We start from the raw sequence: 24,102 nt of genomic DNA, 5'->3' as shown, positions 1-24,102 counted from the left end.
TTGGCGCCCGATCGGGTGATCCGGGTCACCGCGCGGTGAATGCGATGCTGTGCCACCCGGTCGCGCCGTCGGGAACGGTGCCGGCGCGCATTTCGGTCTGCGTGTACCCGCTTTTGTCGGTCGCCCGGCAGACGACCTGGTGCCCGCCGGGCCCGGCGTCGAACTCGGCCCACCACATGCGCCAGGTGTCGAGGTTGACTTCCTGCGACAGCATGGCTTCGCGCCACGGCCCGTCGTCGATCCGCACCTCGACCTTCGCGATCCCGGTGTGCTGCGCCCAGGCGATCCCCGCCACGCGGACTTTCCCCGACGGGACGGTTTCGAAACCCTTCGGCGTGTCGATCCGCGATTCCGTCTTGATCGGCGCTTCGCGACCCCAGCCGCGTTTCAGCCAGTAGGCCTGCCGGGCCCGCCAGGTCGTCACTTCGAGGTCGGCCACCCATTTCGTGGCCGACACGTACCCGTACAAGCCGGGGATGACGAGCCGCGCCGGGAATCCGTGCTCGATCGGCAGCGGCTCGCCGTTCATCCCGATGGCGAGCATGGCGCCGCGCCCGCGGTCCAGCGCCGCGGCGACCGGGCTGCCCGACGTCCAGCCGTCCACACTGGACGAATAGAGCTGCTCGGCACCCGGGCGCACCCCGGCTTCCTCCAGCAGGTCGGCCAGGTCGACGCCGATGAAGTTCGCGGTGGACACGTAGGTGCCGCCGACTTCGTTGGACACGCAGGTCATGGTGATGGTGCGCTCGACGAGCGGCCGGTTCCGGATGTCGCCGTAGCGGTACCGGATTTCGCGGTCCACCATGCCGTGCAGCCGCAGGCTCCAGTCTTCGGTGCGGACCTGCGGGACCGACAACGCGGTGTCCACGCGGTAGAAGTCGGCGTTGCGGGTGACGAAGGTGGGCGTGCCGAGCTTCGCGAAGTCGGCGTCGGCCGGGATCATCGGCGCCGTGCGCACCGGGACCAGCCGCCCGACCGCCGCCCGCGACGACGCCGCGTCCCGGCTGCCGGCGAGCAGCTGCCCGCCGAACCCCGCCACCCCGGCCCCGGCGACGACCCCGGCGCCGGCCAGCAGGACCGTCCGGCGCGAGGAGCCGGCCGCGGGTTCGGGCCCGACCTCGCGCCGGGCCAGGCGGTGCAGCAAGACGAACACCGCGACGCCGGCGACCAGGCTCGCCAGCGGGGCGAGCAGCGCGACCGCGCCGAGGTCGGGCCGGGCGTACACCGCGACGAGCCCGACCAGGCCGAACCCGCTGATCACGACGATCCCGGGCCACGGCGTGCGGCGGGAGAGCAGGCCCGCCACCGCCGCGACGGCCACCATGACGACGGCCATCCCCGACAGCAGCACGAGCTTGTCGTAGGTGCCGAAGGTGCGGACCGCGAAGTCCTTGAGCCCCACCGGGGTCAGGTCGATCGCGCCGTTGCCGACCGCCAGGTACGGCGACGCGTTGACGCCGACCAGCCCGGCGATCAGGTGCCCCGCCGCGAGCGCCGCGGCGAGCGCCACGACGCCCAGCGCCGCGGCGACCCAGCGGCGCAGCCGGGGTTCGGCCGCTACCGGCCGGTCGGCAGTCGAGGTGCTCATCGCGCTCCTGTTCAGGGTCTGGGGATACGCCCCAATGTGGCGTTCGGTGCGTCCAGCGCACCCAATGTGGCGTTCGGTGCGTTGGACGCAACCAACGCCACATTGGGGCGTTCCGTGGTCAGGTCAGGTCTATCCGGGTGACCGCCGGGGTTGTCGGGCCCGCGGAACCGCCCGCGGGCTCGACCGTGATGCCGATCCGGTCGACGTCCGGCGGCACCGTGGTCGCCATCGGGCGCATGCGGTCCGGGGACTCCGGCTGCATCAGGCCGGCCGAGTGCGCGCCGCCCTTGCCGATCAGCCAGACCTGGTAGACGTGCGCCGTGTCGAGGGCGGGCAGGCCGGACGCGAGCAGCACGGCCTGGTGGCGGCTGCGGGACACCACGAGCGTCGCGCTGCCCTGGCCGGAGCTCCGGATCGCCGTGGCGTCCGGGGCGGCCAGCACCGGATCCGCCTGCTGCCGCGGGACGGTCGTGGTCTGCACGCCCGCCACGACCACCCCCACCACGGCCGCCGCGGCGGCGCCGAACAGCGCGACGCGCAGCTGCCACGTCTTGGCGCGGCTGAGCTTGCGCACCACGGGCACCCGCGGCGGCAGCTGGCGGGTGCGGGCCACGTCGGCGAGCACCACCAGCTTCAGCTCCGGCGGCGGAGTCACCTCGGCGGCCACGCCGAGCCGGGCGCCGGTCGCGCGCAGCTCCTCGACCTCCTGGCGGCAGGCGGCGCACTCCCCGAGGTGCCGTTCGAACTCCGCGCGGTCCACATCGGACACGGCGTCGAGCGCGTAGGCCCCGGTCAGCGTGTGCAGCTCGGCGGTCATCGGTCCACCCCCAAGCAGTCACGCAGGCGGATCAGGCCGTCGCGGATCCGGGTCTTCACGGTCCCCGGCGCCACCTTCAGCACCTCAGCGACCTCGGGGTAGGTGTAGCCGTTGTAGTAGGCGAGCACGATCGACTCGCGCTGCAGCTCGGTCAGCGCGGACAGGCACTGCCGCACCCGCTGCTGGTCCAGGCCGGCCAAAGTGGACTCGGTGACCTCGTCGAACGGCCGCCGCACGTCCATCCGCCCGGCCCGGTCCTCCCGGTCGAGCACGGCCTGGTGCGAGCGCACGCGGTCGACGGCCCGGCGGTGCGCGATCGTCAGCACCCACGAAAGCGCGCTCCCGCGCTCCGGGACGTACCTCGCGGCCTTGCGCCACACCTCCACCAGCACCTCCTGAGCCACTTCCTCGGCTTGCGCGTGGTTGCGCAGCACGCGCGTCACCAGCCCGAGCACCGGACCGGCGACGAGGTCGTAGAGCGACGAGAACGCCGCCTCGTCCCCCGCCGCCACCCGCCGCAGCAGTTCTTCGGCGCTCGGCGCGAGCGCCGGCGTTTCGCCCGGATGCAGCCGTAGCCGTCCACGCTCACCCATGTCCGGCACCCTCCACGTCACCCACCACGCCCTCCGGCCTCGGCAGGGGTTCGCGGCCGGACGGCGGCGCGGACTGGTGGGCAGTGGCCCTTCCCACCCGGAAGGCCCAACTCCGGGGCGCGGACCCATCCGGCGGCGCGGCGGCTCCGAAAGCTCGGGACGTGAAGCTCCGCCGCGCATCAGCCGGCGGGGAAAGTCGCGGCGGTTTGCCCCGTGGCGGCTTCGCCGACGTCCTGAATGACTCATTCAGGTCTTCGGAGGTCCTGAATGACTCATTCAAGACACCGCAGGGCCGCCCGGCGACTTTGCCGGGGCCCGGTCAGCCGGCGGGGAAAGTGCCCGTTCGGCCATGCCGACGGTGACCTCCGACACTTCTTGATCACCCCGAAGTGTGAAAGTTTTTCGGAACGCTGGGCGTTGACCTCACTATGCGTTATCCCTGGAACAAGCCGAAGTTAACCGACGAGTAGCAAAGGGGGTCCGATGAGCGACCCGCACAGCGTGACCAGCGCCAGCCTCGACTTCGCCCTGCGCACCTTCGGGGCCGGTCCGCGGCCGGTTCCCGCCGAGCTGGAGTACGACACCCGGGACCCGTACGCGGTCGCCGTGGTGCTGCACGCCGGCCCGAGCGCGGTCCGGTGGCTGTTCGGCCGCGACCTGCTGGCCGACGGCCTGCTCGCCCGCTGCGGCGACGGCGACGTCCGGATCGGGCCCGCCGGCGACCCCGCCCTGGTCGTCGTCGAGCTGACCTCCCCCGACGGCGCCGCCGTGCTCGAGGCGCCCGCGAAGGAGATCGCGGCCTTCCTGGACCGGACCTACGACGTCGTCCCGGCCGGCAGCGAGAGCGACTGGTTCGACTTCGACACCGAGCTGGAGAAGCTCTCCTACCAGGACTGAGTACCGTCCCGGCGTGAGCTTCTTCCTGACGAAGGTCCTCGACGCACTGGACGACGGCGGGGACCGCCCGCTGTTCATCCAGGACAGCGTCACGACCTACCACCAGGCCCGCGACCGCCTCCGCCGGCTGCACGCGGGCCTCGGCGGGACCGGCGTCGTCGCGGTCGACCTCCGCAACCGCCCCGAGACGGTCCTCGTCCAGCTCGCCGCCCTGCTGCGCGGGGCGACCGTCCTCCTGGTCCCGGCCTCCGCGCCGGACGGCCAGCGGTACCCGGGCGTGACCACCGTCGTCACCGACCGCCCGCACCACTGGCCCGGCGAAGACGTCCGCACCCTCGACGACCTCGACGGCGAGCCCGAGCCGCTCGACCCGCCGGACGCCGTCCGCCTGCTCTTCCCCACCGGTGGCACCACCGGCACCCCCAAGCTCATCCGCCACAGCGGCATCTACGACGGCATGGCGCACATCTTCGCGCCGTCCCCGGACGGCCCGGGCCGCACGCTGCTCGTCGCCCCGATGACGCACATGACCGGCAACGCCACCGTGCTCGGCGCTCTGCTGCGGCGCGACACCGTGGTGGTGCACGACGGCTTCGACGCGGGCGCGGTCCTCGCCGCGATCCAGGAGCACCAGATCGACACGCTTTCGCTGACCCCGCCGCGGCTGGCGGCCGTCCTCGACCACCCCGCGCGCGCACGCACCGACCTCAGCAGCGTCCGCTCGCTGTCCCTCGGCGCCGCGCCGCTGCCGCCGCACCGGCTCGCGCAGGCCCTCGACGTGTTCGGGCCGGTCGTCGGCCAGGGCTACGGCCTCACCGAAGCCCCGATGATCGCGAGCATCTCCGCGGCCGAGCTGATCGACCGGCCGGAGCGGCTGGGCTCGGTCGGCCGGGTCGTGCCCGGCATGGAGGCCCGGCTCACCGCCGACGGCGAGGTCGAAGTGCGCGGACTGTCCATGATGGACGGTTACCTCGACGGCCCGGACGTCGGCGCCGGCTGGCTGCGCACCGGCGACCTCGGCCGCTTCGACGACGAAGGCTACCTGTACCTGCTCGACCGCGCGGACGACGTCGTCGTGGTCGGCGAGCACGGCACGAAGGTCCCCACGACCGTCGTCGAGCACGCCATCGCGGCGCACCCGGCGATCGCGGCCGCGGCCGTCTTCGGCGTCCCCGGCCCGGACGGGCAGCTGCTGCACGCCGTCGTCGTGGCCACCGGGCCGGTCACCGCCGAGGACGTCCGGGCCCGCGCCCGGGCCGCCTTCGGCCGGGAGCACTACGTCCCGGCGGCCGTGGACTTCGTCGGCGCGCTGCCGCTCACCGAAGTAGGCAAGGTCGACAAGCGCGCGCTCGTTCAGCTCGTGACGGCGCCGTCCGACGACGACTTGACCAGCTTGACGTACTTGCCGAGCACGCCTTCCGGGAACTTGTTCGGCAACGGCTCCCAGCCCTGACGGCGGGCGGCCAGCTCGGCCGCGTCCACCAGCAGGTCGATGCTGCGCGCCTTGATGTCGACGGCGATCCGGTCGCCGGTGCGGACGAACGCGATCGGGCCGCCGTCGACCGCCTCCGGGGCGACGTGGCCGATGCACAGGCCGGTGGTGCCGCCGGAGAACCGGCCGTCGGTCAGCAGGAGGACGTCGCGGCCGAGGCCGGCGCCCTTGATCGCCGCGGTGATCGCCAGCATCTCCCGCATGCCCGGCCCGCCCTTGGGGCCCTCGTAGCGGATGACGACGACGTCGCCCGCCTCGATCCGGCCCTCGTTCAGCGCCGCCATCGCCTCCTGCTCGCGTTCGAACACGCGCGCCGGGCCCTCGAAGTTGGCCGTGTCGAAGCCCGCGGACTTCACGACGGCGCCCTCGGGGGCGAGCGAGCCGCGCAGGATGTTGATGCCACCGGTCGGGTGCAACGGGTTGTCCAGCCGGCGCAGGACCTCGCCGTCGATCGGGTCGGGGTCCAGCTCGGCGAGGTTCTCCGCGACGGTCCGGCCGGTGACGGTCAGCGCGTCGCCGTGGATCAGGCCTTCGTCCAGGAGCGCCTTCATCAGCACCGGAATGCCGCCGTGGCGGTCGATGTCGTTCATGACGTACTTGCCGAACGGCTTCAGGTCGCCCAGGTGCGGGACGCGGTCGCCGACGCGGTTGAAGTCGTCCAGCGTCAGCTCGACCTTCGCCTCGTGCGCGATGGCCAGCAGGTGCAGCACGGCGTTGGTCGAGCCGCCGAGCGCCATCACGACGGTGATCGCGTTCTCGAACGCCTCGCGCGTGAGGATGTCCCGCGCGGTGATGCCCTTTTCGAGCAGCCCGACGACGGCTTCACCCGAAAGGTGCGCGTAGTGGTCGCGGCGGCGGTCCGCGGACGGCGGCGCGGCCGAGCCCGGCATGCTCATCCCCATCGCCTCGGCCGCCGAGGCCATCGTGTTCGCCGTGTACATCCCGCCGCAGGCACCCTCACCAGGGCAGATCGCGCGTTCGATGCGGTCCAGGTCGGCGGTCTTGAGCCGGCCCGCGCGGCACGCGCCGACCGCCTCGAAGGCGTCGATCAGCGTGACGTCCTTCTCGGTGCCGTCGGTCAGCTTCACCCAGCCGGGGGCGATCGTGCCCGCGTAGAGGAACACCGACGCGAGGTCGAGGCGCGCGGCGGCCATCAGCATGCCGGGCAGCGACTTGTCGCAGCCGGCCAGCAGGATCGAGCCGTCGAGCCGCTCGGCCTGCATGACCGTCTCGACGGAGTCGGCGATGACCTCGCGCGAGACCAGCGAGAAGTGCATGCCGTCGTGGCCCATGGAGATGCCGTCGGACACCGAGATCGTGCCGAACTGCAGCGGGTAGCCGCCGGCCGCGTGCACGCCTTCCTTGGACGCCTGCGCGAGCCGGTCCAGCGACAGGTTGCACGGCGTGATCTCGTTCCACGAACTGGCGACGCCGATGATCGGCTTGCGCCAGTCGCCGTCCCCCATCCCGACGGCGCGGAGCATGCCGCGGGCGGGCGCGGCCTCGATGCCGTCGGTCACCGTGCGGCTGCGGGGTTTCGGATCGATCGTCATCGCGGGGCCCTCCGGTACGACGTTCGGACGCACTGCATGCTACCCGCGTCCGCGCGGTCCGCTGGCCGGAACGAAGGGCTTCCCGGACCCGGGCGAACCGGCGAAAACTCGGGCAGATGATCGCCACGGTGGTGTGGGGCACGGGCAACGTCGGCCGTGCGGCAATCCGGGCCGTCGACGCCCATCCGGCACTGGAGCTGACCGGCGTGCTGGTGCACGACCCGGCCAAGGTCGGCAAGGACGCGGGCGCGCTGGCGGGCGTCGGGGACCTCGGCGTCGCCGCGACCGACGACATCGACGCCGTGCTCGGCGCGAAGCCGCGAGCGGTGGTCTACGCCGCTTCCGGGGACGTCCGGTTCGACGACGCGCTCGCCGACATCGTCCGCGCGGTCGGCACGGGCGCGGTCGTCGTGACCCCGGCCCTCTACCCGCTCTACGACCAGCGCAACGCGCCCCCGGAACTGCGCGACCCGGTGCTGGCGGCGATCAAGGAGGGCGGCGGCTCGCTGTTCGTCTCCGGCGTCGACCCCGGCTGGGGCAACGACGTGCTGCCGCTGCTGATCAGCGGGCTCGGCACGGACGTCGACGGCATCCGCTGCCAGGAGATCTTCGACTACTCGACCTACGAGCAGCCCGACTCCGTCCGGTACCTGGTCGGCATGGGCCAGCCGATGGACTACGACCCGCCGATGCTGATGACCGGCGTGCCGTCGATGGTGTGGGGCGGGCAGGTCCGGCTGATCGCGCGCGGCCTCGGCGTCGAGGTGACCGAACTGCGCGAGACGCTGCAACGGCGGCCGCTCGAGGAAACCGTGTCCACGCGGACGATGGGCGAGTTCGAGAAGGGCACGCAGGGCGCGGTGCGGTTCGAGGTGCAGGGCATCGTCGACGGCGAGCCGCGGATCGTCATCGAGCACGTGACGCGCATCCACCCGTCGTGCGCGCCGGACTGGCCCATGCCGCCCAGTGGGGACGGCGCCCACCGCGTGATCATCGAAGGCCGGCCGCGCATCGAGGTCAGCGTCGAAGCTTCCGACGAGGGCGAAAACCGTTCGGCGGGCGGCAATGCCACCGCCGTCGGCAGGCTCGTCGGCGCGATCGACTGGCTGGCCGCGGCGGAACCCGGCCTCTACGACGCACTCGACGTCCCGCTGCGCCCGGCAGCCGGCAAGCTCGGAAGGAGGCGCTCGTGAACATCGACATCCCCGAGGGCAAGGACCCGATCGGCTACGTCTGGGGTGAAATGGTGCCCGGCATCGGGATCGCCGCGTCGCAGTTTTCGCTGGCGGTGTACGAGCACACGACGTTGGGGCTGCGGGAGTTCGAGGCCGCGCGGCTGCGGATCGCGCAGCTCAACGGGTGCGTCTTCTGCCTCGACTGGCGGACCGAACGCGACGGAGTGAAGGTCGAGGAGGAGTTCGCGGACGCCGTGCTCGAGTGGCGCACGACGGACCGCTTCGACGAGCGCACGCGGCTCGCGGCGGAGTACGCCGAGCGGTACACCTTGGACCACCACAACCTGGACGACGAGTTCTGGAAGCGGATGTCTTCCCAGTACACGCAAAAGGAGATCGTCGAGCTGAGCATGAGCCTCGGCGCGTGGCTCGCTTTCGGCCGCCTGAACCACGTCCTGGGCCTGGACACCGTCTGCGTCCTGCCGTCCCACCGGTCGTGAGGGGCGCTCCGGCCCCTCACGACCTTCGGGTCAGAAGTCCGTGGCGATGATCTTCTCGATGTTGCGCTCGGCCAGGGCCGTGATCGTGACGAACGGGTTGACGCTGGTGTTGCCCGGGATCAGGGAGCCGTCGATCGCGTACAGGCCCGGGTAGCCGGCGAGCCTGCCGTAGTTGTCGGTCGCCTTGCCGAGCACCGCGCCGCCGAGCGGGTGGTAGGTGAGGTGGTCGCCCCAGATCTTGTACACGCCGAAGAGGTCGGTGCGGTAGATCGTCCCCTCGGTCGCGTTGATCTTGTCGAAGATGGTCTTCGCCATGTCGATCGACGGCTGCTTCCACGCCGTCTGCCAGTTCAGCTCGACCGCGCGGGTCGTCGGGTTCCAGGTGAACTGCGCGCGGTTCGGGTTCTTCGTGATGGACAGGTAGAACGACGCCCACGTCTCGATCCCGGTCGGCAGCGGCGCGACCTCCGCGAAGGCCCCGCCCGCGGCCCAGTTGTCGATGCCGCCGCACGGGATGGACGACTGGAGGCTGCCGGTCGGGTCCCAGATGTGGTTGGCGCGCCCGCACATCACGTTCCCGTTGTCGCCCCAGCCCTTGCCGACCTCGCCGTTCAGGTTGGGCAGCGCGCCGGTCGCCTTCAGCTTCACCAGCAGCTTGCTCGTGCCGACGCTGCCCGCGGCGAAGAACACCTTGGCCGCCGTGACGGTCTTGATGGCGGACACCGCGCCCGCCGTGGTCAACTGCTCGATGGTCACCGCGTAACCGCCGGACGCGGGCACCGCCTGGGTCACGCGGTGCAGCGGGGAGATGGTGACGCGGCCGGTCGCGGCGATCCGCGGGAGGTAGGTCTTCTGCAGGGACTTCTTGCCGTAGTTGTTGCCGTACAGGATTTCCCCGGCCAGCGCCGACTTCGGCACGGTGCCGGCGGCTTCCTGCTCCATGTAGTTCCAGTCGTACACGTCGGGCACGAACACGAACGGGAACCCGGACCGCTGCGCCTGTTTGCGGCCCACGCGGGCGTACTGGTAGGCGTCGGTGGTGTCGAACCAGGCCGGGCGCACGGTGGCGACGCCGAGGCCGGCGTTGGCGCGCGGGTAGTAGGTGTTGTACATCTCGTCGGCGTTCACGGTCGGGAGGATCGCGCCGAAGTTCTCCCGCTTGGGCGTGACGGCCATGCCGCCGTTGACGAGCGAGCCGCCGCCGACCCCGCGGCCCTGGTAGACGGTGATGCCGCTGAACTCTTCGGCGTCGAGGATGCCGGTGTAGCGCGGGATGTCCTTGTCGATGGGGAACCCGAGGAAGTTGGACAGCGGCTGCTTCGTCTTGGTGCGCAACCAGAACGAGCGCTGGTCCGGGCTGGTCGTGTTGGCGAAGATCTTGCCGTCCGGGCCGGGCGTGTCCCAGGCCATGCCCATCTCGACCATGTGCACGTCGACGCCGGCTTCCGCGAGCCGGAGCGCGGCGACCGAGCCGCCGTAGCCGGTGCCGATCACCAGCGCGGAGACGGTGGCGCCGTCGGGGATCGCGGCCGGGGCGGCGGCGGCTTTTCCAGCCAGCGCGGCACCCGCCAAGATAGAACCGGTTCCTGCGAGGAAAAGACGACGGGAAACTGCCCCAGAAGTTGTACTCCACATGGATTCGTCGCGCATGTGATAGTCCTCACCGTTGAGGTATAATAGAACAGGTTATAACTCAGTGGTGCAGACAAGTCGACATATACCCGCCGGTAACATCCCCGGGTTGCGCGGGGGTTCCGCTGAATGGGCCATGATGGACGACTGTGGAGTCCACCCGTGTGGACCGCTGGCTTTGGGCGGTCCGGCTGACGAAGACCCGCCCGGACGCCGCGGCGGCGTGCCGCGGCGGGCACGTGCGCGTCAACGACAAGCCCGCCAAACCCGCGACGACCGTCGTCCCCGGCGACGAGGTGCGCCTGCGCATCGGCGGCACGACCAAGGTCCTCGACGTCGTCCGCGTGATCCAGAAGCGCGTCGGCGCCCCGGACGCGGCGACGTGCTACGTCGACCGCACCCCGAAACCACCCCCGGAGACGGCGATCCCGGTCGCCCGCCGGGACCGCGGCGCGGGCCGGCCGACCAAACGGGAGCGTCGCGTGCTCGACGCGTTCCGGCAGCGGGAGCCCTAGCGACCCCGGCAAAGTCGGTCGCCGGTTCGCGCCGACCGGAGTGGCCAACACAACGACCGGAGCGGCCAACACGTCCGGGGCTCCGGTGTGTTGGCCACTCCGGTCGCCGAACTGGCCGTTCCGGTCGCCGAACTGGCCGTTCCGGGCGATCCGCCCGTCTGGCGAGGTGAACGACCCTTTCATGACGTTCCGGCGGCCGCCGTCGATGGTCATCCGGCGACTTGATCGAGGGATCGCCGTCCGCGGCCCGGCCTGGCCGGACAGAGCGGGGAATTCGCCGTGCCCGGGTCCGCTCGCGGGGAAAACGGGTAGTCCCGGTACGTGACACGGGCGACGGGGAGAACGAGTCCTGGCGATCAGACCGCCACCCCGGACCGGCTGCTGGCCGCCGCGCGGCCGCTCGTCGTGCGCTACTGCCGCGCCCGGCTCGGGACCGGGCAGGATCCCGACGACGTCGTGCAGGACGTCTGCCTCGCGGTGCTGAAGGCGCTGCCCGCGCGGCCGGCGGCGCGGCCCTTCCCGATCTTCGTCTGCGGTATCGCCCGCCACCACGTCGAGGCCGCCCGCAGGGCCGCTGCCCGGCGGCGGGCCGAGCCGGTCGCCGAGCTGCCGGATGAGGGCGACGCGACGCTGGACCCCGAGCACCACGCGCTGCGGCGCGAGCTCGGCGAGCGGATGGCGAAGCTGCTGCGGGTCCTGCCGGACAAGCAGCGCGAGATCCTGGTGCTGCGCGTGGCCGTCGGCCTGTCCGCGGAGGAGACGGCGGCGGTGGTCGGGTCGACGCCGGGCGCGGTGCGCGTCGCCCAGCACCGGGCGCTGAACCAGCTGCGCAAAGCCGTCGCGGGTTGAGCGGCCGGCGCTACCCTGGCCTGGTGAGCGACAGCGAGAACTTCGAAGGACGCGACGTCGGGTCCGGGATCTCGGTGATCCGCGAGAGCACCGACGTCGTCGGCTCCGGGCCGCGCCTGCACCGGCACCCGTACGCCGAGACGTTCGTGATCATCCGCGGCCGCGCCCGGTTCACCATCGGCGACGAGCAGCGCGACGGCGGCGCCGGGGACGTGCTCGTCGTCCCGGCCGGCGTCGCGCACAAGTTCGCGGTGCTCGGCCCCGGGGTCTACGAGGCCGTGCACATCCACGAAAGCGACCACTTCATCACCGAGTGGCTGGAGTAGCGCTCAGAGCCCGCGCTCGCCGATCATGCCGCGCAGCTTGCTCAGCGCGCGGTACTGCGTGATCCGGACGTTGCCGGGCGAGATGCCCAGCGCGTCCGCGGTCTCGTTCGCCGACAGCCCGACGACGATCCGCATCGACAGGATCTCCTGGTGCAGCGGCGGCAGCAGCGCGAGCAGCTTGCCCAGCCGCGCCCCGAGGTCGAGGTCCAGGACGTGGCTCTCGGGCTCGTTCCCGCCGAGCGGCCGGTCCGGCAGCTCCGGTACCGGCTTCGACCGGTCGCGCGCCACGGACCGGAAGGCGTCGGCGACCTTGTTCGCGGCGATGGCCCGCACGAGGTACAGGAACGAGCCCCCGCGGTCCTGGTACCCGGGCAGCACCTTCAGCACGGCCAGGCACACCTCCTGCGCGACGTCGTCGGCGGAGAGGTAGGACAGGTCGCGCCCGCCGATCCGCGCCCGGCAGTACCGCACGACCGTCGGCTTGACCAGCCGCAGCAGCGTCTGCACGGCGTCCGGGTCCCCGGCCCGCGCGGCCGCCACGACGGGGTCGAGCTCCTCCTTCCCGAGCTTCCCCTCCGGCCGCGGCAAGTCCGCCGGCACGGAATAGCCGTCCACCGCCTCCGGCGCCGCCGGGATCATGGTTTCCACGGGTCCCTCCTCGCGTTCGAACAATCGGTTATCGAGGCGCTGAACAGGGACGTTGCACACCCGCACTTCTTGTCCACAAGTTGTCCGTTAACCAGAAACCGCCTGGTCGGCGGCCCCGCCGGGCACCACCGGATTTCCGGTCAAATTCTTGACAATTCCTGCCCGCGTGCGAGGAGCGGTAGCGAAAACGCGCTGTTCGCCGATCCACCGCCCGTACCGCCGCCGACCACCAGGACCCCCTCATGATCACCCACTGAATGCCGCCCCCTGACGCCACCGGAGAGTGTTCCCCGATGACGGATCCCGATCCCGGTCTGTCCGGCGCCCGCACGGCGGACCGATTCGACGTGTTCCTGTGTTCCACCCGCGCCGACGCCGGCAGCGCGACCGCGGTCGACCGGATCGAAGAAGCGCTGCGCGCGGACGGGCTCCGCGTGTTCCGCGACACCGGCATCGGCGTTTTCGAGCCGATCACCCGGGAACTCGCGGACGCGATCGCCGGCTCGCGCGTGCTGCTCGCCTACTATTCGCGGATTCTGCCGACCCGGTACGCGTGCCAGTGGGAATTGACGGCCGCGTTCGTCGCCGCCCGGCGCCACGGCGACCCCGCGGACCGCGTGCTGGTGATCAACCCGGAGCCGGGGACCGGGCACCTCGCGCCGGTCGAGCTGGCCGACGCGAAGTTCTTCACCGGCCCGGTGACCGCCGAAACGCTCCCGGCGCTCGTCGGCCGGGTGCGGCGGAAGGTCGAGCGCGCCGCGGTCCCGCTCGGCGCGCCCGCCGGTGCGGCAGCCCCGGCCGGACGGCGACCGCCGCCCCGGCTCGTCGGGCGGTACCCCGAGCTGTGGGCCGTCCACAGTGCACTGCACGCGGCCGCTTTTCCCGGCGCGACACCGTATTCGCGGCCGGTCGCCGTGCTGCGCGGGCTGCCTGGGGCCGGCAAGACGGCGTTGGCCGAGCAGTACGCCTACCTGTTCCACGACGCGTTCGGCGGCGGGGTCGTCCGGCTCGGCCCGTTCGGGCACCTCGAACCGGACGACTTCCTCGCGCAGTTCCCGCTCGCCCTCGCGAAGGCCGCCGCGGACCGCCTCGGCACCGACGTCTCCGGACTCGACCTCGACCGCCTGCGCGAGCTGCTCGCCGACCGGATCGACGCGGCGGGCGAGCGGGTGCTGGTGCTCGTCGACGACGTGCCGGCGGGCCTGCCGCCCACGGTCCTCGACCGGCTGCTCCTGCCGAGCGAGCGGGTGTACACGCTGATCACCAGCCGGTTCGGGCACGCGCCGTGGGACACCGCGACCGTGGACCTCACCGGCCTGACCCCGGAGGAGGGCCTGCGGCTCTTCGCGGAGTTCCGGGCCCCCGAAGGCGACGCCGAACGCGCGGCCGTGCTCCGCTTCGCCGACCGCTGCGGCGGGCACCCGGTCACCTTGCGGGCCACGGCCTTCGCGGTCCGGCACCGGCCGGGACCGCTGACCGACGACGTGTTCGCCGCGCTGCCGGACACCGCGCCGCAGGCGGTCCGCGACCTGCTCGCCGGCCTGAGCCCGCTGGCCCGCGACGTCGTCCGCCTGGGCACGGTGCTGGCGCCGGTGCCGTTCCCGGCGGACCTGCCCTGCGCGGTGCTCGGCCCGGTCGGCGCGCCGGAGCTGACCGCGGCCGTGGACGAGCTCGTCACGCGGGGCTTCGCCACCCGGTCCGACGGCGAACTGCGGCTGCAGGCACTGGTCGTCGAGGTCGCCCGCACCGAGCCCGCCCCCGCCGGGTTCGCCGGCCGGGCGGCCGAGGCGCTGCTCGGCCGGCTCCCCGGCGACCGCGACTTCCTGCTCCAGCACGCCCGCGCACTGGCCGAACACGCGCCCGGTCACCGCGTCCGGCTGCTGCGGCCGGTGGCCGCGGCGTACGAGGCCCAGGGCGACCCGGCCACGGCCGGCGAGGTGCACGCGGTCATCCTCGCGACCGGCGAAGCCACTTCGGCGGACTTCGCGGCGGGGGCCCGCGTCGAGATCGCCTGCGGGCTGTACGCGGAAGCCGTCGACCACGCGCGGGCCGCGCGGGCGCTGGCCGGCGACGAAGCCGAGCGGTACGCCGCCGGGCTGGCCGAAGCGCAGGCCCTCGACTGCCTGGGCGACTACGCCGAAGCGGACCGCACGTTCTGGGCGCGGCACGGCGACGGCCTCCCGGCCGAGGGCGAGGAGCGGTACCGGGCCGCGCTCGCCGTCGCGCTCGCCCGGCGGCTGCGCGGGCGGCCGCGGGACGCCGTCGCCCTCCTCGAACCGCTGCTCGCGGAGCTGCGGGACGCGCCGCCGGGCCCGGTCCGCGACGAGCTCGCGCCGGCCACCCGGCTGGAGTACGCGCGGAGCCTCCAGCTGGCCGGGCGGCCCCGCCGGGCGCGGGAGGTCGCCGGCGCCGTCGTCGCGGAGTACCACGCGAGCGGCCGGGAGCGGCACGCCCGCTGCGTCGAGGCCGAGCTGGTGCGCGCCGACGCGATGCTGGCGCTCGACCTGCGCGACCTGCGCGCCGATCCGGACGGCTGGGAGCGTTCGGCGGCCGAACTGCGGGACCTCGAAAGGAACTACGCGAAGCGGTACGGCTCCGAGAACCCGCTCACCTTGACCGCGACCGTGTTCGCCGACCGCGCCCTGCTGGCGCTCGGCCAGCCGAAGCAGGCGCTCGCCGTGCTGTCCGCGACCGAGCAGGTCGTGCTGCGGGTGCTCGGCGACGACCACCCGCTGCGCTACCGGATCCGGCACGGCATGGGGCTGGCGCACGCCCAGCTGCGCGAATTCGGCCGCCAGGCCGAACTGCTCGAGGACATCCTCGAACCGCAGATCCGGCTGCTGGGACGGGCCCACCCGGAGACCATCGAGAGCCGGCTCGACCTCGGGATCGCCCTCGCGCTGAGCGGCCGCGGCCCCCGCGCGCGGGCGACCGAGCTGGTCGACGGCGCCGCGCGGGACATCGCCGAAGCGCTGGGCGCGGCCACCGAACTGTCGGCCAAGGCACAGGCCGCGAAGCGCGTCGTGCGGCTCCCCCAGCCGTTCGTCTCCGCGCTCTTCACCGTCGAACGGCTGATCTGGCCGGGCCGCGAGAAAGGCGAATGACCATGGAACGTCAGCTGGCCGACCGCTACCGCCTCGGTCCACCCCTCGGTCGCGGACCGGCCGGCGAAGTCTTCGCCGCCACCGATCCCGCCGGCCGCGAGTACGCCGTCAAGCTCCTCGACGCGAGCCTGACCGGGGACCGCGACGCCGTCGAGCGGTTCCTGCGCGCCCAGTCCCCGCTCGTGGGCCTGGCGCACGAGCACCTGGTGACCCTGCACGACCTGGTCGTCGAGGGGGACACCGTCGCGCTGGTCGTGGACCGGGTGCCGGGTGGTTCGCTGCGCGAGCGGCTGAGCGCGTCCGGGACGCTGCTGCCGGCCGAGATCGCCCGGATCGGCGCCGGGATCGCGGCGGCGCTGCAGGTGGTGCACGACGCCGGGGTCGTGCACGGCGACGTCAAGCCGTCCAACGTGCTGATGGACGACACCGGCGCGGTGCGGGTGCCGAAGCTGACCGACACCGGCGTCGCGCTGCTGGCCCCGCGGCCGGCGCACACTTCGCTGGCGACCGCGTCGAAGTACGCGGCCCCCGAGGTGGTGCGCGGCGGGCAACCGGGGCCCGCCGCCGACCTCTACGCGCTCGGCGTCGTGCTCTACGAGCTCTACTGCGGGGTCGCCCCGTTCACCGGCGGGTTCGTCCGCGACGCGGGTGAAGGCCCGGGACGGCCCGGCGAGATCCCGGCCCCGCTGTGGGACCTGCTGCGGCTGCTGCTCGCCGTCGAGCCGTCGTTGCGGCCGCGGGCGGGCCAGGTCGCGACCGTGCTCACCGCGATGCTGCCGGACCTCGTCGGCGCTCCCGTCGGGCAGCGGCTCGACCGGCCCCCACCCCCCGAAACCGGCCACGCGGCCCCCTTCCCGATCGGAGACGACATGTTCGGCGAGCAGTTGTACAGCCCACCCCCGAAGAAGCGGAAGAAGTGGATCCCCGTCACGGCCGCGGCGGCGGTGCTGGCCGCCGCCGGCGTCACGACGGTGGCGCTGGCGAGTTCGGGCGGCACCCCGGCGGCCGCGCCCGCCCCGGTGACGATCACGCAGGCCCCGCCCACGGCCACGGTGACCGCCGCCGCACCCACCACGGCGAGCACCACGTCCGCGTCGGCCGTCCCGGCTTCCGCCGCCGGCGACGCGACGGTCGAGCAGTACCTGAGCGAGCTGACCCCGGTCGAGGGGTCCTTCGACCGCGGCCACGAGACCGGCAACATCGGCGGCGAGCCGTACCTGCACACGGTCGGCACCGGCGTCCAGGAGTGCTCGGAAGCCGACACGGCCGAGTACAACATCTCCAAGGGCTACCGGAAGTTCACCGCCACCGCCGGCCTCGACGACAACTCCGCCGACTCCGGCCTGAAGGTGCAGCTCGAGATCTTCGGCGACGGCCGCAAGCTGCAGACGACGGTGCTGGAACTGAACAAGCCCACGGCGATCGACCTCGACGTCACCGGTGTGCTTCGGTTGAAGATCGGCTGGCAGCCGGTCAAGTCCGGGTCGTGCGGCGATTCCGGCAACTACCTGAACCTCGGCGAGGCGAAGCTGCTCGGGGTGCCGGGCGAGGTGCCCACGTCCCTGGCCCCGACCGGCTGACCGCGTGTCTTGAATGACTCATTCAGGTCCTCGGAAGTCCTGAATGAGTCATTCAAGACCGTGGGGGTCAGGCTGCCAGCGGACGCCATACGCGAAGCCCGGCGCCAGGTGCCGGAACTGGACGTGCACCTCACCGGCGTCGTCGGCGGTCAGCGCCGTCCCGCGCGGGAACCGGTCGCGCGTGTCGTTCTGGAACGCCTTCTCCAGCTTCACGATCTTCTCCGGCACCTGGTCCCGGAAGCGGACGTGCAGGTCGAACAACTCGCACGGGTGCCGCGGCACGCACACGTAATGCGGTTCCCGCAGCCGCGCCCGGAACCGCAGCGCGATCTCGTGCCGCTGGCCGCGCCGCAACGGCGCCGGCAATCGCAACGCGAGCCCGACGCGGTCGCTCGACTCCATCTCGCGCTTGGTCAGCACACCGCCGTGGAACACGTCGACCTCGAGATCCGCGGCACTCACGGACGCGCCGGAATTGGCGGTCGTGGTGAGCGTCAGCGCGAGATCGAGTTCGCTGATTTCGTCGGCGTCCGCGACCACCCGGCGGATTTCGAACACCTCCGCCTCGGGCTGGTCCAGTGCCAGTGAGACGCGCAGTTCTTCGGTGTGCCAACTGCGGCTCGGGTAGGGCGACGGCGAGTGCGGCCGGGCGGCCGCCACCGCCATTGCCGCGATCTGCTCGATGCCGTCGTCGATGCGCCGCCGGACGGTGCGGTCGTCGCGTTCCAGCGTGGTCGCGGCCCAGCGCACCCGCTCCTGGTAGAAGGGCTTGCGCGCGGCTTCGTCCAGCGCGAACGCGGCCAGCAGCGCGATCCTCAGGTCTTCCGGCAGGGTCTCGACCAGCGGGCGCAAGCTATTCGTGAGTTTACGCCGCATCTCCACGGTGTCGTCATCTTCCAAAATGCCGCATGTGGTGCGCAACGCCGGGCCGACCCGATCGCCGAGCGGTGTGGTGAAAATTGCCCTCCCCTTGCGGAGAATCTTCAGCTCACCGACCACGTCCGCCGCACTGAGGTCCACCGTTCCTCCCCTGCCCGCTCCACGCACGGGGATCAATAATCGTCACCGCCGCGGCCGGTGTCCAGTCGATCATGACGGGACGAACGGATCGTTATCCCGGGGTTTCCTTTCCCCTCGTTAGCGGAAACAGGAAACTCCTTGTCGGCCCGTTCCGATGGGCCGCATTCTGCATGGGCCGCACCGATTCCGCGGCGATAAACCACAAGACCGCCGGGTGTTCCCGGGTGCCCGGGTGGCGCCCGCGTGCGCCCAGTCGAAGGAGTCGAAATGAAGGTCGTCTGTTCGTTTTCGCTGCTCCTGCGGCTGGCTTTCTGGCTGACCGCGTCGGCGCTGGTCGCCGGGGTCGCGCTGGGCCACCAGCCGGACCCGGCCACCGCGCCGCGGCAGCTCACCCCGGTGGTCGCCGCGCACGGAGAGGAGGTGCGGTAGCGATGCAGACCCACGCCATCGGGCTCGTCCTGGCCCTGCTGACCGTCGTGTTCGGCTGAGGCCGGCATGCGACACGACCACGCGCCGGCCGGGGCCACCGCCCCGGCCGGACGGTGTCCCGGCACCGTTTCCACGGCCATACTTGTCCTTCGACGAGGGTGGGTGCTGATGAGCGAACGAGCGACGTTCGGCGCGGAGCTGCGCCGCCTGCGCCACGCCGCCGGCCTCTCCCTCACGGAACTGGCGGACCGCGTCCACTACAGCAAGGGCTACCTGAGCAAGGTCGAAACCGGGCTCACCACGCCCAACGCGGCGCTGGCCGCCCTGTGCGAAGCCGAGCTCGGCGCGCCCGGGGCGCTCACCGCACTGCTGCCGCGCGAACCCGCCCGCCGGCGCACCCGGCCCGACGTCCGCCCATCAGGCCTGCCGCCGGCGACCGCGGGCTTCACCGGCCGGGCCGCCGAACTTCAGGCGGTCCGCGACGCGCTGGAAGCCGAGGCCGGCGTCTGCGTCGTGTCCGGCATGGGCGGCGTCGGCAAGACGGCGCTCGCGGTGCGCTGCGCCCACCGCCTCGAAGCGGCGTTCGCCGACGGGTGCCTGTTCGTCGACCTCCACGGCCACGCCGACGCCCCGGTGCCGGCCGCCGCGGTGCACGACCGCCTGCTGCGCGTGCTGGGCGTGCCCGCGGAGCGGATCCCGGCCGACCCCGACGACCGCGCCGCGCTCTACCGCTCCCGGCTGCGCGGCCGGAGCCTGCTGCTCGTGCTCGACAACGCGGGCAGCGCCGCGCAGGTCCGCCCGCTGCTCCCTGCCGAACCGAAGTGCCGGGTGCTCGTCACCGCCCGGTCGCGGCTGAGCGCGCTCGACGACGCGCGGCACGTCTCGCTCGACGTGCTGCCCGCCGACGCGGCGGCGGAGCTGGTCTCGGCGCTGACCGGGGCCGGCGAGGCGGACGCGGCGCGCGTCGCGGACCGGTGCGGCCGGCTGCCGCTGGCCATCCGGATCGCCGCGGCCCGGCTGCGCGCGCACCCGGCGTGGGACCTGGCCGAGCTGGACCGGCGGCTGGCGGACGAAGCCGGCCGGCTCGGCGAGCTCGACGACGGCGAACGCAGCCTGTCCGCGGCCTTCCGGCTGTCGGCCCGGCAGCTCGGCACCGCGGAGGCCCGGCTGTTCGGGCTGCTGGCCCTGCACCCGGGCAGCGACCTCGACGTGCGCGCGGCGAGCGCGCTGGGCGGGCTCCCGCCGCGGGAGACCGACCGGCTGCTCGACCGGCTGCACGACGCGTACCTGGTCACCCAGCCCGCGACCGACCGCTACGGCTTCCACGACCTCCTGCGCGTGTTCGCCGCCGGCACCCCGCTGGCCGAGGGCGAGCGGGAGCGGGCGTTCGGCAGGCTCGCCGCGTTCGCCGTCCGCGAGGCCGAGCGGGCCGACCGCGAACTGGCGCCGCAGCGCTACCGCCCGGAGATCGCTTACCCCGACGGCCTTCCCGAGCCGGCCCCGCTCGACGGCGTCGCGTGGTTCCGCGCGGAGTGGCCGAACCTGGTCGCGCTGTGCCGCCGGGCCGGCGAGCTGGGCGAGCACGAGCGCTGCTGGCAGCTCGCGTTCTGCCTGCGCGGCTACTTCTTCCTGGCGAAGCTGTGGGACCCGTGGATCGCGACGCACCGCTGGGCCCGCGCGGCGGCCGAAGCGGCGGGCGACCGCTGGGCGCTGGCGACGACGACGGCCAACCTCGGCGTCGCGCTGGTCGACCGCGGCGACCTCGACGGGGCGTCGGAGTGCTACCGCGAAGCCCTGCGGGAGTACCGCGCGATCGGCGACCGCCACGGCGAGGCGACCGCGCTCGCGCACGACGCCTGGGCCGCCCACTACCGCGGGGAGCACGCCGCGGCCCTGCGCGGTTTCCGGACGGCACTGGAGTTCTACGAGCAGGCGGGCAACGACCGCAACGCCGCCATCACGAACCGCGGCATCGCGCTGGTGCTCGTCGCGCTCGGCGAGGCGGCCGAAGCCGCGGAGCTCGCGGCGGGCACGCTGGCCGTGTTCGACGCACTGGACCTGGACCTCGACGCCGCGATGGCGCTGAACTGCCTGGGCTGGGCCCGGTTCCACACCGGCGAGCACGACCTCGCGGCCGCGGCCTACCGCGAAGCGGCGGCGCGGGCGGAAGCCTGCGACAGCGAACACGAAGCGGCGCGCGCATACACGGGGCTGGGCAACGTGGCGGCGGCCCGCGGCGCGCGCGAGGAGGCGGCGGGGTTCTGGGCCCAGGCGGAGGAGATCCACCCGGACCTCGACCCGGTCGTCGTCGGCGAAGCCCGCGTCCGGCCGGCGTAACGGGAACTCACGGGACACCGACTCTGGTGGCGCCCCCGAGCGGACGGAGAACGATGGTGACGCGCCGCCCCCGGGTTTTCGTGTCGTACTCGCACGACGACGAGAACCACAAGACACTCGTGCGCCGGTTCGCCGAGTTCCTGCACCGGCACGTCGGTCTCGAGGTGCACCTCGACCAGTGGGCGGACGGCTACCGGATCGACTGGGCGAAGTGGGCGGCGCGCCAGCTCCAGCAGGCCGACTTCACCCTCGCGATCGCCTCCCCGGTGTACCGGCGGCGCCTCGACGGCGACGAGCCGCCGCAGATCGGCTGGGGCGCCCAGTTCGAGGGGGCCATCCTCCGCAACCAGCTCAGCAGCGACATCGACGAGTACACCGCGCGGATCCTGCCGGTCGTGCTGCCGGGCCGGGCGATCGAGGAGATCCCCGGCTTCCTGACCCCGTATTCGGCGTCGCACTACCGGATCCGGCAGTTCCAGCTGGACGACCCGGGCGTGCGGAGCCTGGTGCGGGCGATCGCGGGCCGGGCCGAGCACCCCGGACCCGGCGACGAGCCCGGAGCGTTCGCCCTGCCCGGGTTCGTCCCGCCCGCGCGGCGCCGGAAACTGTTGCTGACCACCGAATTGAAGCCGGTGTCGAAGGGACCGGACGTCCGGCTCGGCGCGGTCGGCATCGACGGCGTCCACTACGGCAACGGCATCGCCTATCGCTGCTCGATGTTCTGCAGCGAACCGCGTGGTGTCGTCGAGTACCCGCTCGGGCGGAAGTACAAGAAGTTCGAAACGACGGTCGGTGTCCTCGACGACGCGAGCGATTCCCAGCAGACCGGCTACTTCGAGATCTTCCTCGACGGCGTCGCCCACCCGGGCGCGACGGTGAAGCTCGGCTCCCCGGCGCACCTGGCCGTCGACGTCTCCGAAGTGCTGCGGCTGCGGCTGGTGGCCTACCGCACGGACACGACGGCCCACCCGATGCTCGCGGGCGCGCGCCTGGCGGGCGGCCTGTCCAACGGCCTCCCCGAACTCGGCTGGGGCGATCCGGTTCTCTACACCTGATCGTGACGCGGGCACCGGATTGGCCCCGGCGGGCACCGGGTACTTGTTGATCATGAGCCCGAGGATGTGGCGCCTGTTGATCTCGGGGTCGTTGCGGCTGTTCCTGATCAGCGCCGTGCCGGCCGCCGTGCACCTTTCCGTGCTCGCCGGGTTGCTGGCCGGGGTGATCGCCTTCTTGGTGCCGGCACCGCGGGCGCCGAGCAATGTCGAGGGGTCTGGCTAGTCTCGCGACCCGGCGGGCCCGGCGCCCGGGCCCGGCAAAGTCGCGCCGGCGAGCCGCGGAATGTCATGAAAGGGTCGTTCATGTCGTCTGGCGAGGTGAACGACCCTTTCATGACATCGCGGATCGCCGGATCGGCCGTGCTGCGCGACCCGGCCGGCGCGGGCGCCGAGCGATGCCACGGGGTCTAGCCAGCCACCACCCGCGCCAGCACCGACGGCACCTCCCGCTCGAGGTCCCCCGCCGCCCCCTCCACCCCCGCCAGGTGACGCAGCAACGCCTGCTGGAACAGCCCGTCCAGCAGCGCATACGCCACCGACGCCGGAACGTCCACCGGCTCCGACACCAGTTCCGCGTACCTCGACACCACGTGCCAGATCATCTCTTCGCGCCGCCGGTCGATCTCCAGGACGTCGGCGCGGAACGACTCCTCGAACAGGCTCTGGTTGCGCAGGTCGTACCAGAGCCGGTGCAGCTTCGCGTCCGCGCGCAGCGTTGCCGCCATCGCCTTCGCGAAGTCGCGTTGCAGCTCTGCCGCCGTGCGGGCGCGGGCGACGATTTCGTCGTACCGGGTGACGCACACCTCTTCGAACTGGCGGACGCAGTGGGTCAGCAGGTCGACCTTGTCGGCGAAGTAGTAGTGCAGCACGCCGTGCGAGAAGTCGGAGTTCTGCGCGATCTCCCGCAGGCTCGTCCGCGCGTAGCCGAGCTCGGCCAGCGTCAGCAGCGCGGACTCCGCCAGCTGCGCCCGCCGCTGTTCGAACTTGTCGACCTGGCGGCGCGAGATCCGGTCCCGCGTCCGCTCCTTCGCCTCTGTCACCTGCACCGTCCGTCGTTTCCCGGGTTGACCGGGTCAGTCTATCGGGCACTTGACCAACTTTTCCTGGACGAGTGTCAAGGAAACTCTTGACGACTGTCCAGACCTTGGCTGATGCTGTGGCCCAGCCGTCTCGAGGAGGAGATGTCATGGGTGGGTACGACCTGACCGGACGAGCAGCGCTGGTCACCGGCGGAGCACGCGGCCTCGGGGCCGGCATGGCCGAGGCGCTGGCCAGGGCGGGTGCCGCGGTGGTGATCGCCGACGTCCGGGAGGACCTGGGCCGGGCGACCGCCGACGCGCTCAAGCAGACCGGCGCGACCGCCGCGTTCGTGCCCCTCGACGTCACCGACGACGCGGGCTGGGAGCAGGCCGTCACGGCCACCGTCGCCGAGCTCGGCAGGCTGGACATCGTGGTCAACAACGCCGGCGTGGAGATCTCCGGCCTGGTCGCCGACCTCGACCCGGCCGACGTGCGGCGGATGCTCGACGTAAACGTCCTGGGCACCGCGCTCGGCATCAAGCACGCCTTCCGCGCGATGCGCCCGGGCGGCGCGGCGGGCAACGGCGGCGCCGTCGTCAACATCGCCTCGGTCGCCGCGACCATCGCCTTCCCCGGCATCGCGGGCTACTCGGCGACGAAGTCCGCGGTCGACCGGCTGACCCGGGTGGCCGCGATGGAGTCCGGGAAGCTCGGCTACGGCGTGCGCGTCAACTGCGTCTACCCCGGCCTCGTCCCGACCGAGATGGGCAACCAGCTCGCCACCGACGTCGTGCGGCTCGGGCTCTTCCCCAGCGTCGAGGACGCGATCGGCGCCGTCGTCGAGCAGACCCCGGCGGGCCGGCTCGGCGAGGTCACCGACATGGCCGACGCCGTCGTCTTCCTGGCCTCCGACGCCGCCCGCTTCGTCACCGGCGCCGGCCTGCCGGTCGACGGCGGCATGGGCATGTGACC

The 24,102-nt window shown here is 72.7% G+C and carries 22 protein-coding genes; 14 read left to right on the top strand and 8 right to left on the bottom strand.

Annotated elements, in window-relative coordinates; genetic code table 11:
- Positions 1 to 25: 25 nt before the first annotated feature.
- The 3 genes from EIY87_RS30245 to sigK form a co-directional block, all read right to left on the bottom strand.
- Positions 26 to 1,588 (bottom strand): molybdopterin-dependent oxidoreductase, encoded by a 1,563-nt coding sequence (locus EIY87_RS30245; RefSeq protein ID WP_191984305.1) that lies wholly within the window; start codon positions 1,586 to 1,588, stop codon positions 26 to 28.
- A gap of 118 nt (positions 1,589 to 1,706) precedes the next feature.
- Positions 1,707 to 2,405, bottom strand: a complete 699-nt coding sequence (locus EIY87_RS30240; protein ID WP_125313224.1) for an anti-sigma factor — start codon at positions 2,403 to 2,405, stop codon at positions 1,707 to 1,709.
- A complete protein-coding gene (gene sigK / locus EIY87_RS30235; protein ID WP_125313223.1) occupies positions 2,402 to 2,998 on the bottom strand; it encodes an ECF RNA polymerase sigma factor SigK in 597 nt (198 codons plus the stop codon). Before sigK ends, EIY87_RS30240 begins: the two co-directional genes overlap by 4 nt.
- Positions 2,999 to 3,481: 483 nt before the next feature.
- Here sigK and EIY87_RS30230 point away from each other — a divergent pair, with 483 nt between their 5' ends.
- Positions 3,482 to 3,895 (top strand): SsgA family sporulation/cell division regulator, encoded by a 414-nt coding sequence (locus tag EIY87_RS30230; protein WP_125313222.1) that lies wholly within the window; start codon positions 3,482 to 3,484, stop codon positions 3,893 to 3,895.
- 13 nt (positions 3,896 to 3,908) lie between these two features.
- On the top strand, positions 3,909 to 5,348 hold the full coding sequence (locus tag EIY87_RS30225; protein ID WP_125313221.1) for a class I adenylate-forming enzyme family protein: 1,440 nt from the start codon (positions 3,909 to 3,911) through the stop codon (positions 5,346 to 5,348).
- Here EIY87_RS30225 and ilvD read toward each other — a convergent pair.
- Positions 5,249 to 6,940, bottom strand: coding sequence for a dihydroxy-acid dehydratase (gene ilvD / locus EIY87_RS30220; RefSeq protein ID WP_125313220.1), 1,692 nt, complete (start codon positions 6,938 to 6,940; stop codon positions 5,249 to 5,251). The genes EIY87_RS30225 and ilvD overlap by 100 nt on opposite strands.
- A gap of 116 nt (positions 6,941 to 7,056) precedes the next feature.
- Here ilvD and EIY87_RS30215 point away from each other — a divergent pair, with 116 nt between their 5' ends.
- Positions 7,057 to 8,133, top strand: a complete 1,077-nt coding sequence (locus EIY87_RS30215) for an NAD(P)H-dependent amine dehydrogenase family protein (protein WP_125313219.1) — start codon at positions 7,057 to 7,059, stop codon at positions 8,131 to 8,133.
- Positions 8,130 to 8,615: a carboxymuconolactone decarboxylase family protein gene (locus tag EIY87_RS30210; protein ID WP_125313218.1), complete on the top strand. Its 486-nt coding sequence runs from the start codon at positions 8,130 to 8,132 to the stop codon at positions 8,613 to 8,615. The genes EIY87_RS30215 and EIY87_RS30210 overlap by 4 nt, the downstream gene beginning before the upstream one ends.
- Before the next feature lie 30 nt (positions 8,616 to 8,645).
- On the opposite strand, the gene EIY87_RS30205 is transcribed toward EIY87_RS30210, so the two are convergent.
- Positions 8,646 to 10,187 carry a GMC oxidoreductase gene (locus EIY87_RS30205; RefSeq protein ID WP_125313217.1) on the bottom strand — a complete coding sequence of 514 codons (1,542 nt, stop codon included), beginning with the start codon at positions 10,185 to 10,187 and terminating at the stop codon, positions 8,646 to 8,648.
- A gap of 224 nt (positions 10,188 to 10,411) precedes the next feature.
- Here EIY87_RS30205 and EIY87_RS30200 point away from each other — a divergent pair, with 224 nt between their 5' ends.
- The 3 genes from EIY87_RS30200 to EIY87_RS30190 all read left to right on the top strand — a co-directional run bounded on the left by EIY87_RS30200 (position 10,412) and on the right by EIY87_RS30190 (position 11,937).
- Positions 10,412 to 10,762 carry an RNA-binding S4 domain-containing protein gene (locus EIY87_RS30200; protein ID WP_125313607.1) on the top strand — a complete coding sequence of 117 codons (351 nt, stop codon included), beginning with the start codon at positions 10,412 to 10,414 and terminating at the stop codon, positions 10,760 to 10,762.
- Between the two features lie 321 nt (positions 10,763 to 11,083).
- Positions 11,084 to 11,611: a sigma-70 family RNA polymerase sigma factor gene (locus EIY87_RS30195; protein ID WP_125313216.1), complete on the top strand. Its 528-nt coding sequence runs from the start codon at positions 11,084 to 11,086 to the stop codon at positions 11,609 to 11,611.
- 23 nt (positions 11,612 to 11,634) lie between these two features.
- Positions 11,635 to 11,937 (top strand): cupin domain-containing protein, encoded by a 303-nt coding sequence (locus EIY87_RS30190; RefSeq protein ID WP_125313215.1) that lies wholly within the window; start codon positions 11,635 to 11,637, stop codon positions 11,935 to 11,937.
- A 3-nt stretch (positions 11,938 to 11,940) separates the two neighbouring features.
- On the opposite strand, the gene shbA is transcribed toward EIY87_RS30190, so the two are convergent.
- Positions 11,941 to 12,576: an RNA polymerase sigma factor ShbA gene (gene shbA / locus EIY87_RS30185; RefSeq protein ID WP_191984339.1), complete on the bottom strand. Its 636-nt coding sequence runs from the start codon at positions 12,574 to 12,576 to the stop codon at positions 11,941 to 11,943.
- A 302-nt stretch (positions 12,577 to 12,878) separates the two neighbouring features.
- Here shbA and EIY87_RS30180 point away from each other — a divergent pair, with 302 nt between their 5' ends.
- Positions 12,879 to 15,689, top strand: coding sequence for a toll/interleukin-1 receptor domain-containing protein (locus EIY87_RS30180; RefSeq protein ID WP_125313213.1), 2,811 nt, complete (start codon positions 12,879 to 12,881; stop codon positions 15,687 to 15,689).
- Positions 15,686 to 17,269, top strand: a complete 1,584-nt coding sequence (locus EIY87_RS30175; protein WP_125313212.1) for a protein kinase domain-containing protein — start codon at positions 15,686 to 15,688, stop codon at positions 17,267 to 17,269. Before EIY87_RS30180 ends, EIY87_RS30175 begins: the two co-directional genes overlap by 4 nt.
- A 48-nt stretch (positions 17,270 to 17,317) precedes the next feature.
- On the opposite strand, the gene EIY87_RS30170 is transcribed toward EIY87_RS30175, so the two are convergent.
- A complete protein-coding gene (locus EIY87_RS30170; protein WP_225440110.1) occupies positions 17,318 to 18,289 on the bottom strand; it encodes a hypothetical protein in 972 nt (323 codons plus the stop codon).
- Positions 18,290 to 18,556: 267 nt separating this feature from the next.
- On the opposite strand from EIY87_RS30170, the gene EIY87_RS47795 reads away from it, so the two are divergent.
- The 4 genes from EIY87_RS47795 (at position 18,557) to EIY87_RS47790 (ending at position 22,333) form a co-directional block, all read left to right on the top strand.
- Positions 18,557 to 18,718, top strand: coding sequence for a hypothetical protein (locus EIY87_RS47795; protein ID WP_158641379.1), 162 nt, complete (start codon positions 18,557 to 18,559; stop codon positions 18,716 to 18,718).
- A gap of 168 nt (positions 18,719 to 18,886) precedes the next feature.
- On the top strand, positions 18,887 to 21,055 hold the full coding sequence (locus EIY87_RS30165) for an ATP-binding protein (RefSeq protein WP_125313211.1): 2,169 nt from the start codon (positions 18,887 to 18,889) through the stop codon (positions 21,053 to 21,055).
- A gap of 56 nt (positions 21,056 to 21,111) precedes the next feature.
- Positions 21,112 to 22,110: an SEFIR domain-containing protein gene (locus EIY87_RS30160; protein ID WP_225440109.1), complete on the top strand. Its 999-nt coding sequence runs from the start codon at positions 21,112 to 21,114 to the stop codon at positions 22,108 to 22,110.
- A gap of 52 nt (positions 22,111 to 22,162) precedes the next feature.
- Complete coding sequence (locus EIY87_RS47790; protein WP_158641378.1) at positions 22,163 to 22,333, top strand: hypothetical protein; 171 nt, start codon at positions 22,163 to 22,165, stop codon at positions 22,331 to 22,333.
- Positions 22,334 to 22,517: 184 nt separating this feature from the next.
- Here EIY87_RS47790 and EIY87_RS30155 read toward each other — a convergent pair whose 3' ends face one another.
- Positions 22,518 to 23,150: a TetR/AcrR family transcriptional regulator gene (locus EIY87_RS30155; protein ID WP_125313209.1), complete on the bottom strand. Its 633-nt coding sequence runs from the start codon at positions 23,148 to 23,150 to the stop codon at positions 22,518 to 22,520.
- A 146-nt stretch (positions 23,151 to 23,296) separates the two neighbouring features.
- Here EIY87_RS30155 and EIY87_RS30150 point away from each other — a divergent pair, with 146 nt between their 5' ends.
- Positions 23,297 to 24,100 (top strand): SDR family NAD(P)-dependent oxidoreductase, encoded by an 804-nt coding sequence (locus EIY87_RS30150; RefSeq protein ID WP_125313208.1) that lies wholly within the window; start codon positions 23,297 to 23,299, stop codon positions 24,098 to 24,100.
- Positions 24,101 to 24,102 lie beyond the last annotated feature (2 nt).

This window comes from Amycolatopsis eburnea, from assembly GCF_003937945.1.
Classification (GTDB): Bacteria; Actinomycetota; Actinomycetes; order Mycobacteriales; family Pseudonocardiaceae; genus Amycolatopsis; species Amycolatopsis eburnea.
This window is presented reverse-complemented; position numbering and strand designations above follow the sequence as displayed.

Excerpts from the sequence above, each read along its gene's own strand:
- EIY87_RS30215 (WP_125313219.1), top strand. The coding sequence starts at position 7,057 with ATGATCGCCACGGTGGTGTGGGGCACGGGCAACGTCGGCCGTGCGGCA.
- ilvD (WP_125313220.1), bottom strand. The coding sequence starts at position 6,940 with ATGACGATCGATCCGAAACCCCGCAGCCGCACGGTGACCGACGGCATC.
- EIY87_RS30240 (WP_125313224.1), bottom strand. The coding sequence starts at position 2,405 with ATGACCGCCGAGCTGCACACGCTGACCGGGGCCTACGCGCTCGACGCC.
- sigK (WP_125313223.1), bottom strand. The coding sequence starts at position 2,998 with ATGGGTGAGCGTGGACGGCTACGGCTGCATCCGGGCGAAACGCCGGCG.
- EIY87_RS47790 (WP_158641378.1), top strand. The coding sequence starts at position 22,163 with ATGAGCCCGAGGATGTGGCGCCTGTTGATCTCGGGGTCGTTGCGGCTG.
- EIY87_RS30165 (WP_125313211.1), top strand. The coding sequence starts at position 18,887 with ATGAGCGAACGAGCGACGTTCGGCGCGGAGCTGCGCCGCCTGCGCCAC.
- EIY87_RS30180 (WP_125313213.1), top strand. The coding sequence starts at position 12,879 with ATGACGGATCCCGATCCCGGTCTGTCCGGCGCCCGCACGGCGGACCGA.
- EIY87_RS30150 (WP_125313208.1), top strand. The coding sequence starts at position 23,297 with ATGGGTGGGTACGACCTGACCGGACGAGCAGCGCTGGTCACCGGCGGA.
- EIY87_RS30175 (WP_125313212.1), top strand. The coding sequence starts at position 15,686 with ATGACCATGGAACGTCAGCTGGCCGACCGCTACCGCCTCGGTCCACCC.
- EIY87_RS30230 (WP_125313222.1), top strand. The coding sequence starts at position 3,482 with ATGAGCGACCCGCACAGCGTGACCAGCGCCAGCCTCGACTTCGCCCTG.
- shbA (WP_191984339.1), bottom strand. The coding sequence starts at position 12,576 with ATGATCCCGGCGGCGCCGGAGGCGGTGGACGGCTATTCCGTGCCGGCG.
- EIY87_RS47795 (WP_158641379.1), top strand. The coding sequence starts at position 18,557 with ATGAAGGTCGTCTGTTCGTTTTCGCTGCTCCTGCGGCTGGCTTTCTGG.
- EIY87_RS30245 (WP_191984305.1), bottom strand. The coding sequence starts at position 1,588 with ATGAGCACCTCGACTGCCGACCGGCCGGTAGCGGCCGAACCCCGGCTG.